Source organism: Herbaspirillum lusitanum P6-12, from assembly GCF_000256565.1.
Lineage (GTDB): Bacteria > Pseudomonadota > Gammaproteobacteria > Burkholderiales > Burkholderiaceae_D > Herbaspirillum > Herbaspirillum lusitanum.
Window position 1 is genome coordinate 1 of the sequence record NZ_AJHH01000786.1, and the last position, 16,455, is coordinate 16,455.

The 16,455-nt window shown below is 60.6% G+C and carries 20 protein-coding genes and 2 pseudogenes; 7 read left to right on the top strand and 15 right to left on the bottom strand.

Going from position 1 to position 16,455, the window contains the following annotated elements; genetic code table 11:
- Window positions 1-468, top strand: a 468-nt coding sequence (locus HLUSI_RS30695) for an efflux RND transporter permease subunit (protein WP_040503907.1), incomplete at its 5' end; no start/stop codon positions are given.
- A 65-nt stretch (window positions 469-533) separates the two neighbouring features.
- Here the strand turns inward: HLUSI_RS30695 and HLUSI_RS33205 are convergent.
- The 8 genes and pseudogenes from HLUSI_RS33205 to ugpQ form a co-directional block, all read right to left on the bottom strand.
- A pseudogene (locus HLUSI_RS33205) lies at window positions 534-631 on the bottom strand (IS3 family transposase); the annotation flags it as partial.
- On the bottom strand, window positions 621-1,199 hold the full coding sequence (locus tag HLUSI_RS0125280; protein ID WP_050977779.1) for a helix-turn-helix domain-containing protein: 579 nt from the start codon (window positions 1,197-1,199) through the stop codon (window positions 621-623). The gene HLUSI_RS0125280 and the pseudogene HLUSI_RS33205, both read right to left, overlap by 11 nt.
- A gap of 118 nt (window positions 1,200-1,317) precedes the next feature.
- Window positions 1,318-1,551 (bottom strand): sulfurtransferase TusA family protein, encoded by a 234-nt coding sequence (locus HLUSI_RS0125285; protein ID WP_007876134.1) that lies wholly within the window; start codon window positions 1,549-1,551, stop codon window positions 1,318-1,320.
- Window positions 1,552-1,646: 95 nt separating this feature from the next.
- Window positions 1,647-2,198 (bottom strand): NUDIX domain-containing protein, encoded by a 552-nt coding sequence (locus HLUSI_RS0125290; protein ID WP_016836585.1) that lies wholly within the window; start codon window positions 2,196-2,198, stop codon window positions 1,647-1,649.
- 14 nt (window positions 2,199-2,212) lie between these two features.
- A complete protein-coding gene (gene alaS, locus HLUSI_RS0125295) occupies window positions 2,213-4,837 on the bottom strand; it encodes an alanine--tRNA ligase (RefSeq protein WP_016836586.1) in 2,625 nt (874 codons plus the stop codon).
- 300 nt (window positions 4,838-5,137) lie between these two features.
- On the bottom strand, window positions 5,138-5,353 hold the full coding sequence (locus HLUSI_RS0125300; protein ID WP_029364021.1) for a hypothetical protein: 216 nt from the start codon (window positions 5,351-5,353) through the stop codon (window positions 5,138-5,140).
- Between the two features lie 167 nt (window positions 5,354-5,520).
- Complete coding sequence (locus HLUSI_RS0125305) at window positions 5,521-6,027, bottom strand: hypothetical protein (protein WP_016836588.1); 507 nt, start codon at window positions 6,025-6,027, stop codon at window positions 5,521-5,523.
- A gap of 46 nt (window positions 6,028-6,073) precedes the next feature.
- Window positions 6,074-6,835 (bottom strand): glycerophosphodiester phosphodiesterase, encoded by a 762-nt coding sequence (ugpQ, locus tag HLUSI_RS0125310; RefSeq protein ID WP_029364022.1) that lies wholly within the window; start codon window positions 6,833-6,835, stop codon window positions 6,074-6,076.
- A gap of 186 nt (window positions 6,836-7,021) precedes the next feature.
- On the opposite strand from ugpQ, the gene HLUSI_RS0125315 reads away from it, so the two are divergent.
- Window positions 7,022-8,110: a sensor histidine kinase gene (locus HLUSI_RS0125315; RefSeq protein ID WP_016836590.1), complete on the top strand. Its 1,089-nt coding sequence runs from the start codon at window positions 7,022-7,024 to the stop codon at window positions 8,108-8,110.
- A 10-nt stretch (window positions 8,111-8,120) separates the two neighbouring features.
- Window positions 8,121-8,873 (top strand): annotated as a pseudogene (locus HLUSI_RS30700) (LytR/AlgR family response regulator transcription factor).
- A gap of 174 nt (window positions 8,874-9,047) precedes the next feature.
- On the opposite strand, the gene HLUSI_RS33515 reads toward HLUSI_RS30700, so the two are convergent.
- The 3 genes from HLUSI_RS33515 to HLUSI_RS30705 all read right to left on the bottom strand — a co-directional run bounded on the left by HLUSI_RS33515 (window position 9,048) and on the right by HLUSI_RS30705 (window position 9,716).
- Window positions 9,048-9,200, bottom strand: coding sequence for a hypothetical protein (locus tag HLUSI_RS33515; protein WP_016836593.1), 153 nt, complete (start codon window positions 9,198-9,200; stop codon window positions 9,048-9,050).
- A gap of 48 nt (window positions 9,201-9,248) precedes the next feature.
- Window positions 9,249-9,383 carry a hypothetical protein gene (locus HLUSI_RS35040; RefSeq protein WP_016836592.1) on the bottom strand — a complete coding sequence of 45 codons (135 nt, stop codon included), beginning with the start codon at window positions 9,381-9,383 and terminating at the stop codon, window positions 9,249-9,251.
- Between the two features lie 114 nt (window positions 9,384-9,497).
- Window positions 9,498-9,716, bottom strand: coding sequence for a hypothetical protein (locus HLUSI_RS30705; RefSeq protein ID WP_016836594.1), 219 nt, complete (start codon window positions 9,714-9,716; stop codon window positions 9,498-9,500).
- 135 nt (window positions 9,717-9,851) lie between these two features.
- Between HLUSI_RS30705 and HLUSI_RS0125350 the strand changes: the two genes are divergently transcribed.
- The 3 genes from HLUSI_RS0125350 (at window position 9,852) to HLUSI_RS0125360 (ending at window position 12,531) form a co-directional block, all read left to right on the top strand.
- Window positions 9,852-11,606 (top strand): glutamine--tRNA ligase/YqeY domain fusion protein, encoded by a 1,755-nt coding sequence (locus HLUSI_RS0125350; RefSeq protein WP_016836595.1) that lies wholly within the window; start codon window positions 9,852-9,854, stop codon window positions 11,604-11,606.
- Window positions 11,607-11,669: 63 nt separating this feature from the next.
- Complete coding sequence (locus HLUSI_RS0125355) at window positions 11,670-11,969, top strand: hypothetical protein (protein WP_040503909.1); 300 nt, start codon at window positions 11,670-11,672, stop codon at window positions 11,967-11,969.
- Window positions 11,970-12,021: 52 nt separating this feature from the next.
- The gene (locus HLUSI_RS0125360; RefSeq protein ID WP_016836597.1) at window positions 12,022-12,531 is read left to right on the top strand and encodes a DUF1993 domain-containing protein; all 510 of its coding nucleotides are present in this window, start codon (window positions 12,022-12,024) and stop codon (window positions 12,529-12,531) included.
- On the opposite strand, the gene HLUSI_RS33210 is transcribed toward HLUSI_RS0125360, so the two are convergent.
- Window positions 12,525-12,713: a hypothetical protein gene (locus HLUSI_RS33210; protein WP_157138018.1), complete on the bottom strand. Its 189-nt coding sequence runs from the start codon at window positions 12,711-12,713 to the stop codon at window positions 12,525-12,527. The two genes, HLUSI_RS0125360 and HLUSI_RS33210, sit on opposite strands and share 7 nt — an antisense overlap.
- A 72-nt stretch (window positions 12,714-12,785) precedes the next feature.
- Between HLUSI_RS33210 and HLUSI_RS32125 the strand changes: the two genes are divergently transcribed.
- On the top strand, window positions 12,786-13,190 hold the full coding sequence (locus HLUSI_RS32125; protein ID WP_083831051.1) for a YXWGXW repeat-containing protein: 405 nt from the start codon (window positions 12,786-12,788) through the stop codon (window positions 13,188-13,190).
- Window positions 13,191-13,322: 132 nt separating this feature from the next.
- Here HLUSI_RS32125 and HLUSI_RS0125370 read toward each other — a convergent pair whose 3' ends face one another.
- The 3 genes from HLUSI_RS0125370 to HLUSI_RS0125380 form a co-directional block, all read right to left on the bottom strand.
- Complete coding sequence (locus HLUSI_RS0125370) at window positions 13,323-14,336, bottom strand: transporter (RefSeq protein ID WP_016836599.1); 1,014 nt, start codon at window positions 14,334-14,336, stop codon at window positions 13,323-13,325.
- Window positions 14,337-14,439: 103 nt separating this feature from the next.
- Window positions 14,440-14,679: an EexN family lipoprotein gene (locus tag HLUSI_RS0125375; protein ID WP_016836600.1), complete on the bottom strand. Its 240-nt coding sequence runs from the start codon at window positions 14,677-14,679 to the stop codon at window positions 14,440-14,442.
- 243 nt (window positions 14,680-14,922) lie between these two features.
- Window positions 14,923-16,221, bottom strand: coding sequence for a solute carrier family 23 protein (locus HLUSI_RS0125380; RefSeq protein WP_029364024.1), 1,299 nt, complete (start codon window positions 16,219-16,221; stop codon window positions 14,923-14,925).
- Window positions 16,222-16,455: the final 234 nt, after the last annotated feature.

The following is a 16,455-nucleotide window of genomic DNA, read 5'->3' on the forward strand; positions in this document are numbered from 1 at the left end:
ACCGGCGGCGTGCTGGCGCTGGCGATGCGCGGCATCCCGCTGTCGATCTCCGCCGCCGTCGGCTTCATCGCGCTGTCAGGCGTGGCGGTGCTCAACGGCCTGGTGATGATCGCCTTCATCCGCACCCTGCGCGAAGAAGGCCGCTCGCTCGACGACGCCATCTTCGAAGGCGCCATGACGCGCCTGCGGCCGGTGCTGATGACCGCGCTGGTGGCGTCGTTGGGATTCGTGCCGATGGCGCTGGCAACCGGCACCGGAGCTGAGGTGCAACGGCCGCTGGCGACCGTGGTCATTGGGGGGATTTTGTCGTCGACGTTGTTGACGTTGCTGGTGTTGCCGTTGTTGTATCGGTTGGTGCATGCGGGGGATTCAGAGGACGACGGCACTGTCGGCATATCGCCATCATCGCGTAGCCGTGTACTGAATTGGCTATGCACGAGAAAATACAGAAACGTCTCATCATCGTAAAAATAAAAACGCCCTCCAACATGATCGTTGCTGAACTGACCCCATAAAGTTGGACAGTAAATTTGCTACCTGAAGGCCTGAGTCCGGTATTGCACCGGGCTCAGGCCTTTTAGTTTCAGCTTGATGCGTTGGTTTTGTAATAGTCGATGTATTCATCGATCCCGTCTTGTAATGTCCCCACATCGTTGAAGCGGCCGAGACTTGCGCGGCTTCGGCTGCTTTGCTGCGAGCGCCTTCTCGCGACGCAGCTCCTGCAATTTTTTTAAGTACGCCACCTCCGCGCGCAGGTATTCGTTCTCGTCGAGCAGCTCTTGGTGAGTGCGCTCTTCTGATGGTCGGATGGGCGCTTTTGAGGGAGTGGGCTTGGCTCTGGCCATGGTCGGGCGCCGGCTCCTGGGGCGCGGCTTGAGGGCTTCGTATCCGCCATCATGATACAGGCGTTGCCACTTCCCGATTGCACCAGCGTCCCGCAAGTCAAACAGGACACTGACCTGCTGCCCGGATAACTCGTTACTTCGCATGTACTGCAATACATGCAACTTGAAGTCGGCGTCGTAGCGCGAGCTCTTCTTGCGTAGCCCCGAATCGCCGTGGATTCGGTAGCCGGACACCCAGCGTCTGAGCGTCGAGCGGCCTATGTCGTAACGCCTGGCTAGCTCTCTGAAACCGCCAGAACCGGATAAATACTCATCAACAATTTTGCGACGTGTTGCCTGATCATACTTCGCCATGAAAAACACCCCAAAGGTTGGATTGATGTCCAACTTTTGGGGTGCAGTTCATTGCGGGCGTTTTTCATGCTTGTCTTCTACAGAAGCGGCGCGTGCGCCAAGGTAAATATTCTCGAAATTATTTACGCTTCATGAAGAAAATGAATTCCTGATTCTCTTGCGACTGCGACAGCAAATCGTTGCCGGTCTGCTTGGCGAATGCCTGGAAGTCGCGCACCGAGCCGGTGTCGGTCGCCGTCACGCGCAATACCTGACCGCTCGACATGTCGGCCAATGCCTTCTTGGTTTTCAGTATCGGCAGCGGGCAATTCAGGCCCCGTGCATCCAGCTCTCTGTGAAATTCAATAACCATACTGTGAATCAAAAATTCCTAGTGATCGTTCGAGAATTCTACTCCAACCTGAACCGCCTTGGTGCGTCGCAACATACTGTGTTGTATTTCGCGCACTACTGTTGTGCAGGGGAAACTAGCGGAGTGGATGAGCCGGCAAATTCAACGAACTGGACCGGCAAATCGTGCCGCCGCATCCACTCCGCCACAGCGTATCCCGTCCCCGCCGGCCAAGGCCGCAAATCGGGTGGGGCCACCAAGCGATACTCCAGCAATTCCGGAGACAACCTGATCCGGCCCGAGGCTTTCACGTGATACGCAATGATCAGTTCATTCTTGCGCATGAACTCGTAAACGCCGATCAGGGTGATCTGGTTGGCATCCAGATCGGTTTCTTCTTTTATTTCTCGGGCGATGCCCTGCTCCGGCGTTTCATCGCGCTCCATGAAGCCGGTAATCAGCGCGAACCGGCCTTCCGGCCATGCCGCATTACGCGCCAGCAACATCTTGCCGTCGATCTCGACCAGGGCCGCCAGCACCGGCAAGGGATTGTCCCAGTGCGTCCAGTGGCCGTCGGGGCAGGCAAGCCGCAGCTTGCCCGCCTCTTGTTCGTCGGCGCGCATCACCAGCGAGGTGGCGCAGACGGGGCAGAACTTGAAATCGCTCATGGATGCGCTCGTGCTTACGCTTTTGCGCCGACCCAGGCGACGACGCCTTGCAACGCCTTCGGCAAGCCGCTCGGATCGGTGCCGCCGGCTTGCGCCATGTCGGGACGTCCGCCGCCCTTGCCGCCGACTTGCTGGGCGACGAAGTTGACCAGTTCACCGGCCTTGACCTTCGATGTCGCATCGGCAGTGACGCCGGCGATCAGGCTGACCTTGCCGTCCTTGACCGATGCCAGCACGATGGCGGCGGTCTTGAGCTTGTCCTTGAGCTTGTCCATGGTTTCGCGCAGCGTGGCGACATCGGCGCCTTCCAGCGTCGCCGCCAGCACCTTGATGCCATTGACGTCAACCGCTTGCGCGAGCAATTCGTCGCCCTGGTTGGAGGCCAGCTTCGACTTCAATGCCGACAATTCCTTTTCCAGCGCCTTGACGTGATCCTGCACCTGCGCGATGCGCTGGGTCAGTTCTTCCGGCTGCGCCTTCAGCGCCGCAGCCGCTTCGGCGATGCGGTTGCTCAAGCTCTGCACCAGCGCCAGTGCGCCTTCGCCGCTGACGGCTTCGACGCGACGGATACCGGCGGCAACGCCGCCTTCCGCAACGATCTTGAACAGGCCGATATCGCCCGTGCGCGACACGTGCGTACCGCCGCACAGTTCACGCGACGAACCGATCGACAGCACCCGCACTTCGTCGCCGTACTTCTCGCCGAACAGCGCCATTGCACCGGCGCCGACGGCGTCGTCGTAGCCCATCAGTTTTGCTTCCGTCGCGGCATTGGCCAGGATTTCGCGGTTGACGATTTCTTCGACGCGACGGATTTCCTCGGCGCTCATCGGCGCATTGTGGCTAAAATCGAAACGCGTCTTGTCGGCGTCGACCAGCGAGCCCTTTTGCGACACATGGTCGCCCAGCACTTCACGCAGCGCCTTGTGCATCAGGTGAGTGGCCGAGTGGTTGCGCATGATCTGTGCACGTTGCTCTGCATCGACCTTGGCTTCCACGGCATCGCCCACCGACAGTGAACCCTTGATCAGGCTGCCGTGATGACCGAACACCTCCGGCTGGATCTTTTGCGTGTCGGCCACGGCAAACAGCGCGCCCGACGATTCCAATGCACCGGCATCGCCTGCCTGGCCGCCCGATTCTGCATAGAACGGCGTGGTGTCGAGCACCACGATGGCGTCCTGGCCGGCTTCGACCTTGGCGACGGCGCTGCCGTCGACGTACAGCGCAGTGACCTTGGCCTGCTGCGTCAGCGCGTCGTAACCGACGAACCTGGTCTTGCCGCCGCTGTATTCGATGCCGGCGGCCAACTTGAATTTACCGGCGGCGCGGGCGGTCGATTTCTGACGCTCCATGGCCGTGGCGAAACCGGCTTCGTCCAGTTCGACATTGCGCTCGCGGCAGATGTCGGCGGTCAGATCCAGTGGGAAGCCGTAGGTGTCGTACAGCGTGAAGGCTGTCTCGCCGTCGAGCCTGGCGGCGTTCTTGGCCAGCGCGGCTTCGAGGATCTTCATGCCGTGCTCCAGCGTCTCGCCAAAACGCTCTTCTTCCTGTTTGAGGACTTGTTCGACACGCGCAGCAGCGGCCGGGAGTTCCGGATAGGCCGCGCCCATTTCGGCGACCAGGTCCTTGACCAGCTTGTAGAAGAACGGCTGGGTCTGGCCCAGCTTGTGGCCGTGACGCAGCGCGCGGCGGATGATACGGCGCAGCACATAGCCGCGGCCTTCGTTGCCTGGAATCACGCCGTCGACGATCAGGAAGGACGTCGCGCGGATGTGGTCGGCGATGACCTTCAGGGAATTGTTTTCCAGGTCAGTGACATTGGTCTCGCGCGCGGCTGCCTTGATCAGCTTCTGGAACAGGTCGATCTCGTAGTTGCTGTGCACGTGCTGCAGGATCGCAGCCAGGCGTTCCAGGCCCATGCCGGTGTCGACGCACGGCGCCGGCAGCGGGGTCAGCGTGGCTTCGCCGGTCTTCGGATCGATCTGGCGGTCGAACTGCATGAACACGTTGTTCCAGATTTCGATGTAGCGGTCGCCGTCCTGCTCAGGGCTGCCCGGAGGACCGCCCCAGACATCGGGACCATGATCGTAGAAGATTTCCGAGCAGGGACCGCACGGGCCGGTATCGGCCATTTGCCAGAAGTTGTCGGAGGCGTACGGCGCCCCCTTGTTGTCGCCGATGCGCACGATGCGTTCTTTCGGCAGGCCGATGACCTTGTGCCAGATGTCGTAGGCTTCGTCGTCGGTTTCATAGACGGTGGCCCACAGCTTTTCAGCGGGCAGGCCGTAGACCTTGGTCAGCAGCTCCCAGGCCCATACCAGCGAGTCGTGCTTGAAATAGTCGCCGAAGGACCAGTTCCCCAGCATTTCGAAGAAGGTGTGGTGACGCGCGGTGTAGCCGACGTTTTCCAGATCGTTGTGCTTGCCGCCGGCGCGCAGGCAGCGCTGCACGGAGGTGGCGCGCACGTAATTGCGCTTGTCGGTGCCCAGGAACACGTCCTTGAACTGGACCATGCCGGAGTTGGTAAACAACAAGGTGGGGTCGTTGCCCGGCACCAGGCTGGACGAACGGACGATGGTGTGTCCCTTGGATTCAAAGAATTTCAGAAACTTGTCGCGGATTTCGGCTGAGTTCATGTTCTAGGACTGTAAAGAAAACGGTGCAAAAATGAGTTGGCAGAGAAAGCTGCTGTAAATCGGCTGCTGTGAGCCGGTGATTATACGTGATTAGCCCTGCCGCAATCATGGTCGGCAAGGCCTGCAGCACGTTTGCCGCAAGTCAACACGTCCGATCGAAAAAAAGACGTAAAAAAACCCGTTCGGATTGCTCCCAACGGGTCAATGGCGATATCAACCTGCAACCTGAATCAGACCGGTCTCGGAATTCTCCGACCTATCCCCCTCACGACTTGCCTGGCCAAAATCCCCTCCGGTAAATCAAGCGCCTTGATACAGCTTGCCGTTCTTGCTCTTCTTGGCGTGTTTCTTGTGCTTTTTAGCATGTTTCTTGTGCTTGGCATGCGGCGCCTTGGCTGCCGGTGCTGCGGGTGCGGCCGCTGCAGGAGCGCCAGGTGCCGCGGGAGCGTTCTGTGCCAGAACAGGCATGGCGAAAGCGGCGACGAGTACGGCTGCCAATAATTTATTCAGTTTCATCTTTTCCTCTTAAGTTGGTTCTTACAAGCTCGCTGACGATTGTTTGTCACGTCCCCCGTCAATTCGGCGAATCCGCTCTGACATGCGGCCTGTCTTTGCTGTAACGCCAGAATTCTGATTCGCGTTGACATAGTTTAAGCGGAGCGCACCAGAAATCCATTCAGGAATTACCTGATGTATTTCACCGCAGTTGTGTGGATCGGTTCGGCTTTTTTGGTGGCAGCGCGATCTTTCTTGCTCACCGCTTTGGCCGGCTGCTCTTTCACTACAACCGCGTAGTGGGGCTTGGCGACGTGATTGTTTTTTCCTCCATGCGTTTTTTGCGCTGCGTGCCGGGGATGCGGACTGGTCAATTGCCTGACGGGCGCCTTGTTTTTTTTCTTGAGGGCTTTACCCGGCTTTACCGGTTTGGCGGCGTGCGTCTTCCTTGCAGTCGCGCCAGTCTTTGCCGGAGTCGCCGGCAGTGTTGCGGCTGCCGCCTTTACCGCCGCATGATCGCGACGGTCTTGCAGGATTTGCGCCTCGCGCACCGTCAGCTTGCCGGCCTTGAGGTCGCGCACGATGCTGTCGTCGGTGTATTTCTTCTGGCTGCCGCCGGACTGAGCGCCGGCGTTGCCGGTGATGACGATGACGGCTGTTGCCGCCAGCATGCTGAGCATGCCCTTGGTTTTCATGTTCCTTGCTTCCCTGACTGGTTTCTCTTTGTTTCTCTTGTTGTGCTTATGCCGGGCCGATCAGATCAATGCGGTCGGTGCAAAATCCATCTACGCCCCAGCCCAGAATCTCTTCTGCGCGGGCCGGATCGTTGACGGTGTAGCAGAATAAACCATATCCCGCCTGTTTCACCGCCTGCGCCAGCGCCGGCGTCAGATTCTTGTGACTGGTGTGCAACGCCACCGCGTCGAGCGCCTGCAAACGCGTTTCCCAATCCGCGGGAATGCGATCAACCAGGAAGCCGCGCGGGATACCCGGCGCGACCCGCTTGGCCGCCATCAGCGCGTCGAAGGAAAACGACGAAAACAGCGGCAGCGTGCGGTCGTTCCGTCCCGGCACGTGGGCGGCGATTTCAGCGGCGAAAAACCGCGCCGTCACCTCGCCCGCCACTTCGCCGGTGCGCACAGCCCAGGCGTCGCCGGCCGGCTTGATCTCAATGTTCATCCAGATGCCGTTGGCGCGGCTGAACTCCAGCACCTGTTGCAAGGTGCAGACCGGTTCGCCGGCATATTGCGGGCTGTGCCAGCCGCCGGCGTCAAGCTGCTGCAATTGCGCCAGCGTGTGCTCGGCGACCTTGCCTTCGCCCGGCAGCGTGCGGCCGAATACCGGGTCGTGCATCAGGATGGCCTGCTCGTCGGCGGTCAGCATGACGTCGAACTCCACCGCGCGGAAACCGTGCGCCATGCCGCAGCGGAAGCCCGCCAGCGTGTTTTCCGGCGCCAGCGTGCCGCCGCCGCGATGCGCCGCTACTTTTGGATAAGGCCACATGTTCTTCTCCCGCATAATTTGGTGCCGACATTCTATGCCGGGCGGCGGCGCGATAACAGCATTTCATCGCCCGGATTCGCCGCTTCGTCGCCGGCGGCTGGTGCAGCTGCCGAATCGGGTTACCATTCCCGAATTCGTAACCCAGTCGCAAATTCGAGAACTCACCGGATCCGCTCAGAACTTTTCATGACCATCCCCGCTTCACGCTTACGCCTCATCCCGCCGGAACTGCTGCGCGGCCTGCTGCCGACCATGATCATCAACCTGCTGTGCGCGCTGGTGGTCACTTACCTCATGCGCATCGGTGCCGGCTTCGTTGAAAACCTGGTGTTCTCGATCTGCATCGGCACCACCGCGATGGTGCTGATCGACTGCGGCCGCCTGCTGCTATGGGGCGAGGACGAGCCGAACAAACCCGGCTTCCTGCTGATGCTGGTGATTTTCGCGCCCTTGTCGTTCGTCATCGGCAACATGATCGCCGGCGCCCTGCTCGGCTATCCGCTCAGGATTTTCAACACCGGCCAGGCCAACAACACCATCGGCGTGATCGTCCTGATCCTGCTGGCCTGCGTCGGCGCCACCCTGTTCTACTGGAACCGGGAAAAAATGGCCGCGCTCGAAGCGCGCAATGTCGTCATCGAGAAGCAAGCCTTGCAAGCCCAATTGCAGATGCTGCAGGCGCAGATCGAGCCGCACATGCTGTTCAATACGCTGGCAACGCTACAGACGCTGATTTCCAGCGAGCCGATACGCGCGCAGCAAATGCTCGACCAGTTGATCCATTACCTGCGCGCCACGCTGTCGACCTCGCGCAGCGAACAGACCACGCTGGGCCAGGAATTCGACCTGATCAAGGCCTACCTCGGCCTGATGTCGCTGCGCATGGGCCTGCGCCTGACCTACAGCCTGCAGTTGCCGGACGAGTTGCGACGCCAGCGCATTGCGCCGATGCTGCTGCAGCCGCTGGTCGAAAATGCCATCCGCCACGGCCTCGAACCCAAGATCGACGGCGGCGACTGCACCGTCAGCGTAACCCAACATCAGGAGTTGCTGATCATCAGCGTGTTCGACACCGGCATGGGCCTCAACAGCACTGCCAGCTACAATCGCCCGGACAGCACGCACCTTGGCCTGGAAAACATCCGCGCCCGCCTGTCAGTGCTGTACGGGCCGGAGGCCGAGCTGACCTTGACGCATAACATCCCCGAAGGCACGGTCGCGCAAATCACCATTCCGGTGTACGCCCTGAAGAAGTCCTACGTCGAGCCCAATTAATCCGTCAACCATGCCAGCCACGCCGCCGCCTGCCCGCGCCCTGATTGCCGAAGACGAAGCCCTGCTCGCCGATACCCTGTCCGCACAGCTGCAACGATTGTGGCCCGGCCTCGACATCGCCGGCATCGTGTCCAACGGCATGGCCGCCGTCGAACAGGCGCTGGCGCTGCAACCCGACGTTCTTTTCCTCGATATCAGGATGCCCGGCCAGAGCGGCCTGGAAGCGGCACGCGAACTGGCCGACGAATGGCCGCACCAGCGGCCTTTCCCCTTGCTGGTATTTGTCACCGCCTACGACGACTATGCGATCCAGGCGTTCGAGCAGGCGGCGATCGACTACGTGCTCAAGCCGGCCAACGACGAACGCCTGGCGCTCACCGTGGCACGCCTGCAGACGAGATTGAAGAATACGAATGATCAGGGACTGGAACAGGTGCTGGCGCATGATCCGCGCCGCCGTCGGCAACCAGGTCAGGCTGATTCCGGTCGACGACGTGGTGTATTTCGAAGCCACGGACAAGTACGTCAACGTCGTCACCGCAGACGGCGAAGCGCTGATCCGCACCAGCCTCAGAGAATTGATCCCGCAGCTCGACCCCGAGCGTTTCTGGCAGGTCCATCGCGGCACCGTCGTGCAAATTGCCGAAGTCGCCGCCGCGCCGCGCAGCGCGACGAGGCCGGCAAGCTGTCATTGAAACTGCGTCAGCGCCCCGAGACGCTGACCGTCAGCCGCCTGTTTGCGCACCTGTTCCGGCAAATGTAGACCCGCGACCATTAGCACCACGCCCAGCATATGCAGGGCCTTGAGCAAGCCGACAGACATGGAATTCTCCCGTTGATCCAATCAAATCAGGATTCCGGTATCTGCGGCAGTGTCGGGAAGAAACAGCGCAATGCGACGAAACGCCGCTCGCGAGGAGCGAATTGCAGCGGCGGATCAACGACCGCCGTAATACCCGCCGCCACCGTAATACGGCCCATGGCGGTAATAACCACCGCCGTGCGGCGGGCCGACCGGGACCACGATGCAGGCGGACAGCGAGGTGGCGACCAATATGCCGGCAATGGCGAGTTTGAGCAGCTTCTTCATGACGTCCTCCTTGGACTTGGCGCGCAGCGCGACGAGGCCGGCAAGCTGTCATTGAAACTGCGTCAGCGCCCCGAGACGCTGACCGTCAGCCGCCTGTTTGCGCACCTGTTCCGGCAAATGTAGACCCGCGACCATTAGCACCACGCCCAGCATATGCAGGGCCTTGAGCAAGCCGACAGACATGGAATTCTCCCGTTGATCCAATCAAATCAGGATTCCGGTATCTGCGGCAGTGTCGGGAAGAAACAGCGCAATGCGACGAAACGCCGCTCGCGAGGAGCGAATTGCAGCGGCGGATCAACGACCGCCGTAATACCCGCCGCCACCGTAATACGGCCCATGGCGGTAATAACCACCGCCGTGCGGCGGGCCGACCGGGACCACGATGCAGGCGGACAGCGAGGTGGCGACCAATATGCCGGCAATGGCGAGTTTGAGCAGCTTCTTCATGACGTCCTCCTTGGACTTGGCGATGGCACAGCTTGCCAGCGAAGGAAAACGGCAGGTAATTCGCATCCGTATCAGGTGTAATCAATTATTTCCCGCCGTGCGCCTGCGGGCAGCACTTCCAATGCGCCGCAAAACCCCGTCAACACCCCTTGCTGCGGTAAAATGACTGTCTATACCTATATGTCTCCCCACAAAGCATCCATGAGCAACGAACTGAAAAACGGTCACACTCCGGCACCATCCACCAATTTCCTGCGCGGCATCATCGAAGCCGACCTCGTTTCCGGCACGTATGCCGAACGCAGCGACAAGCAGGGCCACGCCCTGCCGCAGGTAGTGACCCGCTTTCCGCCCGAACCGAACGGCTACCTGCACATCGGCCACGCCAAGTCGATCTGCCTCAACTTCGGCCTGGCGCGCGACTACAACGGCCGCTGCCACCTGCGCTTCGACGACACCAATCCGGAGAAGGAAGACCAGGAATACGTCGACACCATCATCGACTCGGTCAAATGGCTGGGCTTCGACTGGGACCACGACGGCCAGCCGCACCTGTACTACGCCAGCAATTATTTCGACGTCATGTACGCCGGCGCGCAAGCGCTGATCCGCAAGGGCCTGGCTTACGTCGATGAACAAAACGCCGAACAGATGCGCGAAACCCGCGGCACGCTGACCGAACCCGGCACCGATTCGCCGTGGCGCAACCGCCCGGCCGACGAATCGCTGCGCCTGTTCGAAGAAATGCGCGACGGCAAACACGCCGACGGCACGCTGATCCTGCGCGCCAAGATCGACATGGCCAGCCCCAACATGAATCTGCGCGACCCGGCCATCTACCGCATCCGCCACGCCACCCATCACAACACCGGCGACAAGTGGTGCGTGTACCCGATGTACAGCTACGCGCATCCGATCGAAGACGCGCTGGAAAGCATCACCCACTCGATCTGTACGCTGGAGTTCGAAGACCAGCGACCGTTCTACGACTGGGTGCTGGAACGCCTGGCCGAAGAAGGTTTCTTCAAGAAGCCGCTGCCGCATCAATACGAATTCGCGCGCCTGAACCTGACCTACATCATCACCAGCAAGCGCAAGCTCAAGCAACTGGTCGATGAACACATCGTCAGCGGCTGGGACGATCCGCGCATGCCGACCATCGTCGGCCTGCGTCGTCGCGGCTACACGCCGGAAGCGATCCGGCTGATGTGCGACCGCACCGGCGCCTCCAAGAACAACAGCTGGATCGACTACAGCATCCTTGAAGGCGCGCTGCGCGACGACCTCGACCCGAAGGCGCCGCGCGCCGTCGCCGTGCTGCGTCCGCTGAAGCTGATCATCGACAATTTCCCGGAAGGCCAAAGCGTCGAATGCAGCGCGCCGGTGTATCCGCCGGCGCACCCTCTGCACGACAGCGAACATCGCCTGTTCCCGATCACCAGGAACCTGTGGATCGAAAAGGAAGACTTCATGGAAGTGCCGACCAAGGGCTACTTCCGCCTCTTCCCCGGCAACAAGGTGCGCCTGCGCTACGGCTACGTGGTCGAGTGCACCGGCTGCGACAAGGATGCGGACGGCAACGTCATCGCCGTGCATTGCAACTACTTCGAAGACAGCAAGAGCGGCACACCCGGCAGCGCCAACTACAAGGTCAAGGGCAACCTGCACTGGGTCAGCGCCGACCATGCGCTGGAAGCCGAAGTGCGCCTGTACGATCGCCTCTTCACCGACGCCCATCCGGACGCCGGCGGCAAGGATTTCAAGCTGGCGTTGAACCCGTCCTCCAAGGAAGTCATCACCGCCTACCTGGAACCGACGCTGAAGACCGCCGCAGCCGGCGCGATCTACCAGTTCGAACGCCACGGCTATTTCGTCGCCGACCGCGTCGACTCCGTCGCCGGCAAGCCGGTGTTCAACCGTGCCGTCACGCTCAAGGACAGCTGGGTCGCCAAATAATCAGTCCAATAATATTCTTCCCGCCGGCATCCCAGGACGTCGGCATTTTTTTGCGAGTCCATGATGTTTGAAACATTGCAAATCCAGCGCTTCTCGTTCGGCACGGTATACAAGATCCTGTTCGTCGCCGCCACTTTCTCGATGGTGCCGCTGGCTGTCCTGATGGGCTTGTTCGCCTTCTTCGGCGCGGAAACCATCGTCTGGAACGGCCAGCATCTGACCGGCCTGATGGGCCTGATCGCCTCGCCGTTCGTCGGCATCATGATGGCGCTGATCTTCACCGGCTTTCTCGGCACGCTGTTCGCCTGCGGCCTGTGGCTGTATTCGAAATTCCGCCCGCTTCATCTCAGCTATACAAAATAAACCCGGACATGCGCAGGTGCGCATGCAGGCAACTCCACCAAAGGACAGCAACATGACCATCTCTTTCTACAACGCTTCAGTACCAGTCTTCAAGCAAGGCCTGAACAGCCTCAAGGGTATCCTCGCCAAGGCGGAAGCGCACGCCACTGCGAAGAACATCGACGCCGACGCCTTCCTCAAGGCACGCCTGTTTCCCGACATGCTGAACCTGACCCGCCAGGTGCAGATCGCCGCCGATTTCGCCAAGGGTGTGCCGGCGCGTCTGGCCAATGTCGAAGTGCCGCCGTACGAAGACAACGAAGCCAGCTTCGCCGATCTGCAAGCGCGCCTGGACAAGACCCTGGCCTTCATCGAAGCCCTCAAGCCGGAACAGTTCGACGGCGCCGCCGGTCGCGAAATCGTGCTGCGTCCCGGCACGCCGAAGGAAAAGCGTTTCACCGCTGAAGCATACCTGCTGCACTACGGCGTCCAGCACTTCCTGTTCCACGTCACCACCGCTTACGACATCTTCCGCCACAATGGCGTCGAAGTCGGCAAGAGCGATTACATCGGCACTTACTGATTTTCAGCAGGAAGCGCCCACCGTTCATCACGGGCGATCAAATAGCACAGAGCGTATTGAAGATCCTTCCGTCGTTGTTTACGGAAGGATTTTTTTTGACCGGCGTATCCGGTACGGAGCTGAACTTCCGCTGAAGTCTCGTCAAGACCTGCTTGAGCTGAAACGATTTCAAATGTAATCAAATGCATTATCCGTTGGCGATCGAAAAATTCTCGGTATAGTGCGATTGTCCCAAAATCAAAAAGAGCCACCACATGAAACGCTATTTATACGCATCCGCACTCGCCCTCAGCTGCATGGCGGTGCTCTTGCCCGGTCAGGCCGCGGCACAAGTCAGCGTCAACATCAATATTGGCACGCCGCCGCCGGCGCCGCGCTACGAAGCGGTCCCTCCGCCACGCGGCGGTTATATATGGGCGCCCGGGTACTGGAACTGGGATGGATATCGCCATGTATGGGTGCAGGGGCATTGGGAACGCATGCGCCGCGGCTATGAATATGACCGCCCTGAATGGCGTGAGGGACCACGTGGATGGGAGCTCCATCGCGGCGGCTGGCGCCGGGGTGAAGAACGTCATCGCGAACATGACGACGACGATCGTCGCGACGGCCCCCGCTATCATTGCCCACCGGGACAGGCAAAAAAAGGAAATTGCTGATCCGGGCATCGTCAACCGGCAATCTGCCGGTTGGATCGCACAAAGCGCATCACTGCGCTTTGTGCATCTTTGTGCATTTCTCCGCAGTCGCGTCGAATGTCAGGACATACTATTTGACGAAACGGGCAGCCGTCACCAGATCTTCAGCCATTTGAGCAAGCCCACGGTGGCCACGCCCAGGCCCATCATCACCCACATCACCATCGTGAACGAAGCCTCGTCGTGCAGTCCCGGCAAACCCGCCACGTTCATCCCGAAGATCCCCGACACCAGCGTTGCCGGCATCAGCAGCGCGGTCAGGATCGACAAGGCCATCAGGTTGCGGTTCATCTGCTCGGACATCTGCGAGGCGATCTCTTCCTGCAGCAGCTTGGCGCGTTCATACAGCGCTTCCAGCGTCAGGTGCAGTTCATTGAGCTCATCGAGCGCGTGGTTGAGTTCTTCCAGCGCGGCGGTCGGCACCCAGCCCGGGCGCAGGCGATTGAGCTGATTCAGCAGGCGCCGCTCCGGCGTGATGTGGCGCCGCAATTCCGCCAGCTGGCGACGAATCGCACTGAGTTCGCTGCGGTCTTCCGGTCGACGATCCGACAGCACCGACTCTTCGATGTCGTCCACCTTGTCGTTGAGCGAGGCCACGCGCGCGTCAAAACCGTCCGCCAGGCAGCGCAACAGCTCAGCGAACAATTCCATCGGATTGTCGAACAGCGCGCCGTCGAGCACCTTCTGGCGCAGCATGTTGGTCGAACACAGCGGTTGCGTACGCAACGTCAGCAGACGGTTGCCGTCGAGGAAAAAATGCAGCGCGCCCTTTTCGGTGCCGGTGTCGCCGATTTCCATCTTGAGATCGGCCAGCGTGCCGTAGGCGCCGTTGGCGGTGGTGTGCAGGCAGGGGTGGGTGTCGCTGCTGAGCAGGAATTCCGCGATGTGTTCGGGAATGTCGTCGCTGGTTTCCATCCAATGGCGCACCTTGACGTCGGCCGTCTTGACGTGCAGCCAGCTGAACGCCGGCGCCGCGACCTTGCCCGCCAGGACTTCATGCCACTTCAGCTGGGTGGCGCGCCCTTCGTCGAAACGGAACGCGCAAATGAAGCCTGCGGGCTCGTACAGCAAGTGCAGGGCCTGAGGCGTGTCCGGGGGATTGTGCATGGCGCGGCGCTATCGACGTGAAAACGCTGGATTCTACCGGCCGACTTTGACAATTTTGTGACAAGGCCGGCGCCATGAAGGCGCGCCGGCCCGATCAACACGATCAGTAGTTGTAGTTGCGGTTGGCGTAGGCGTCGCGGGCGGCATCGCATTGCGACATCTGCGCCTTGGACATGCCCGAGGTGCCGTTCATCTGGCATTGATCCGCCACAGATTTGGCTTCATCCAGATGCTGGCGGAAATAAGCGTAGTCCTTCTTGCCTGCCAAGGCGTCGCAACCGGACAAAAGAGGTGCAGCGGCGACGCACAACAACGCGAGGGAATGTGTCAGAGAGATCTTCATACGGCGTGTTCCTGTTTTTTTGAGTGATAAGCCGCTGCCGGCAAGAGGCAATTCCTTCGTGCGCATCGCAGTCCCCTTCCCGGTCCTGTCCGATGCAAAGCTATTGCCCCGCGTGAGTATAGTAAGTTCAGGAACATTGCTCAATGGAAATCTGGCAAGTAGTTGGCAAGTTCGAGAGTTTGAAACCGGTAAAGCCTTGCATATGAAAACGCGGCCATCAGGCCGCGTTTTCATTTTGATAACTTATGCGCCGCGCTTTCTCAGCAAGGCGTACAAGAGGATCGCACCGAACGTTGCGGTACCGATGCCGCCCAGCGCAAAGCCGCCCAGCTTGAGGGTGAAGTCGCCCGCGCCCAGCACCAGCGTCACCGCGGCCACGATCAGGTTGGTGTTGTTCGAGAAGTCGACCTTGTTCTCGACCCAGATGCGCGCACCCGATACGGTGATCAGGCCGAACACCACGATCGACACGCCGCCCAGCACCGCGCCCGGAATCGTCAGGATCACCGCGCCGAACTTGGGCGAGAAGCCCAGCACGATCGCAATCACCGCAGCCACCACGAACACGAGCGTCGAGTAAATCTTGGTCACTGCCATCACGCCGATGTTCTCGGCGTACGTGGTCACGCCGGTGCCGCCGACGCTGCCCGACAGGATCGTCGCCAGGCCGTCGCCGATGAAGGCGCGTCCCATGTACTTGTCGAGGTTCTGGCCGGTCATGGCGCTGACCGCCTTGATGTGGCCGAGGTTTTCCGCCACCAGGATGATGGCGACCGGCGCCAGCAACGCCATCGCCTCAGCCTTGAACACCGGCGCCGCGAAGCCCGGGATGCCGAACCACGCCGCATTGGCGACGCTGCTGAAATCGATCGGCTTGCCGAGGCCGGCGCCGTTGGTCAGGATCGCGTAGATCACATACGCCAGCAGCAGCCCGATCAGGATCAGCAGGCGTTGCATCATGCCACGCGTGAACACCGCCACCAGGCCCACGCACAACACCGTGCCCAGCGCCATCCAGGCGTCGAAGTTGTTGCCGGTCACGCCCTTGACCGCGATCGGCGCCAGGTTCAGGCCGATCACCGCGACCACCGAACCGGTCACCACCGGCGGCATCAGGGTTTCGATCCAGCGCGTGCCGACGATGCCGACCAGCAAACCGATGAGCGTATAGACCACGCCGCAGGCGACGATGCCGCCGAGCGCAACGCCGAGGTTGGCGTTCGGACCTTGTCCGGCATAGCCGGTGACGGCGATCACCAGGCCGATGAAGGCGAAGCTGGAACCGAGATAGCTCGGCACGCGACCGCCCACCAGCAAAAAGAACAGCAAGGTGCCGACGCCCGACATCAGGATCGCCAGGTTCGGATCGAAGCCCATCAGCAGCGGCGCCAGCACGGTCGAACCGAACATCGCCACCACGTGCTGCACGCCCATGGCGACCGTCTGCGGCATCGGCAGGCGTTCGTCGGCTGCGATGACCTGTCCTTGTCCATCCGACGTGCCGCTGCGCACACGCCATTGTGGGAAATATGAACCCGCCATGAATTTCCTTCCGAGTTGAAGTTGTAGTTGTTATGAGGCGCCCATCGGCCGCCAGCCACCAGCCGCGATGGACCTTGTTGTTGAATGACCGCTAGTGTATTGAGGCAACGTCCAAATGACAATTGCCCGCAAGCCTTAAACGAGAGAAAAACGCAAAAAACTTGCACGCCCCGACCAGCTTGCGTTGTCGCGGTGCAGAATTCCCCGCCATGGGCCGGTGCTGCCCCAATTTGG

Excerpts from the sequence above, each read along its gene's own strand:
- HLUSI_RS0125280 (WP_050977779.1), bottom strand. The coding sequence starts at position 1,199 with ATGGCGAAGTATGATCAGGCAACACGTCGCAAAATTGTTGATGAGTAT.
- HLUSI_RS0125285 (WP_007876134.1), bottom strand. The coding sequence starts at position 1,551 with ATGGTTATTGAATTTCACAGAGAGCTGGATGCACGGGGCCTGAATTGC.
- HLUSI_RS0125290 (WP_016836585.1), bottom strand. The coding sequence starts at position 2,198 with ATGAGCGATTTCAAGTTCTGCCCCGTCTGCGCCACCTCGCTGGTGATG.
- alaS (WP_016836586.1), bottom strand. The coding sequence starts at position 4,837 with ATGAACTCAGCCGAAATCCGCGACAAGTTTCTGAAATTCTTTGAATCC.
- HLUSI_RS0125300 (WP_029364021.1), bottom strand. The coding sequence starts at position 5,353 with ATGAAACTGAATAAATTATTGGCAGCCGTACTCGTCGCCGCTTTCGCC.
- HLUSI_RS0125305 (WP_016836588.1), bottom strand. The coding sequence starts at position 6,027 with ATGAAAACCAAGGGCATGCTCAGCATGCTGGCGGCAACAGCCGTCATC.
- ugpQ (WP_029364022.1), bottom strand. The coding sequence starts at position 6,835 with ATGTGGCCTTATCCAAAAGTAGCGGCGCATCGCGGCGGCGGCACGCTG.
- HLUSI_RS0125315 (WP_016836590.1), top strand. The coding sequence starts at position 7,022 with ATGACCATCCCCGCTTCACGCTTACGCCTCATCCCGCCGGAACTGCTG.
- HLUSI_RS33515 (WP_016836593.1), bottom strand. The coding sequence starts at position 9,200 with ATGAAGAAGCTGCTCAAACTCGCCATTGCCGGCATATTGGTCGCCACC.
- HLUSI_RS35040 (WP_016836592.1), bottom strand. The coding sequence starts at position 9,383 with ATGTCTGTCGGCTTGCTCAAGGCCCTGCATATGCTGGGCGTGGTGCTA.
- HLUSI_RS30705 (WP_016836594.1), bottom strand. The coding sequence starts at position 9,716 with ATGCGAATTACCTGCCGTTTTCCTTCGCTGGCAAGCTGTGCCATCGCC.
- HLUSI_RS0125350 (WP_016836595.1), top strand. The coding sequence starts at position 9,852 with ATGAGCAACGAACTGAAAAACGGTCACACTCCGGCACCATCCACCAAT.
- HLUSI_RS0125355 (WP_040503909.1), top strand. The coding sequence starts at position 11,670 with ATGTTTGAAACATTGCAAATCCAGCGCTTCTCGTTCGGCACGGTATAC.
- HLUSI_RS0125360 (WP_016836597.1), top strand. The coding sequence starts at position 12,022 with ATGACCATCTCTTTCTACAACGCTTCAGTACCAGTCTTCAAGCAAGGC.
- HLUSI_RS32125 (WP_083831051.1), top strand. The coding sequence starts at position 12,786 with ATGAAACGCTATTTATACGCATCCGCACTCGCCCTCAGCTGCATGGCG.
- HLUSI_RS0125370 (WP_016836599.1), bottom strand. The coding sequence starts at position 14,336 with ATGCACAATCCCCCGGACACGCCTCAGGCCCTGCACTTGCTGTACGAG.
- HLUSI_RS0125375 (WP_016836600.1), bottom strand. The coding sequence starts at position 14,679 with ATGAAGATCTCTCTGACACATTCCCTCGCGTTGTTGTGCGTCGCCGCT.
- HLUSI_RS0125380 (WP_029364024.1), bottom strand. The coding sequence starts at position 16,221 with ATGGCGGGTTCATATTTCCCACAATGGCGTGTGCGCAGCGGCACGTCG.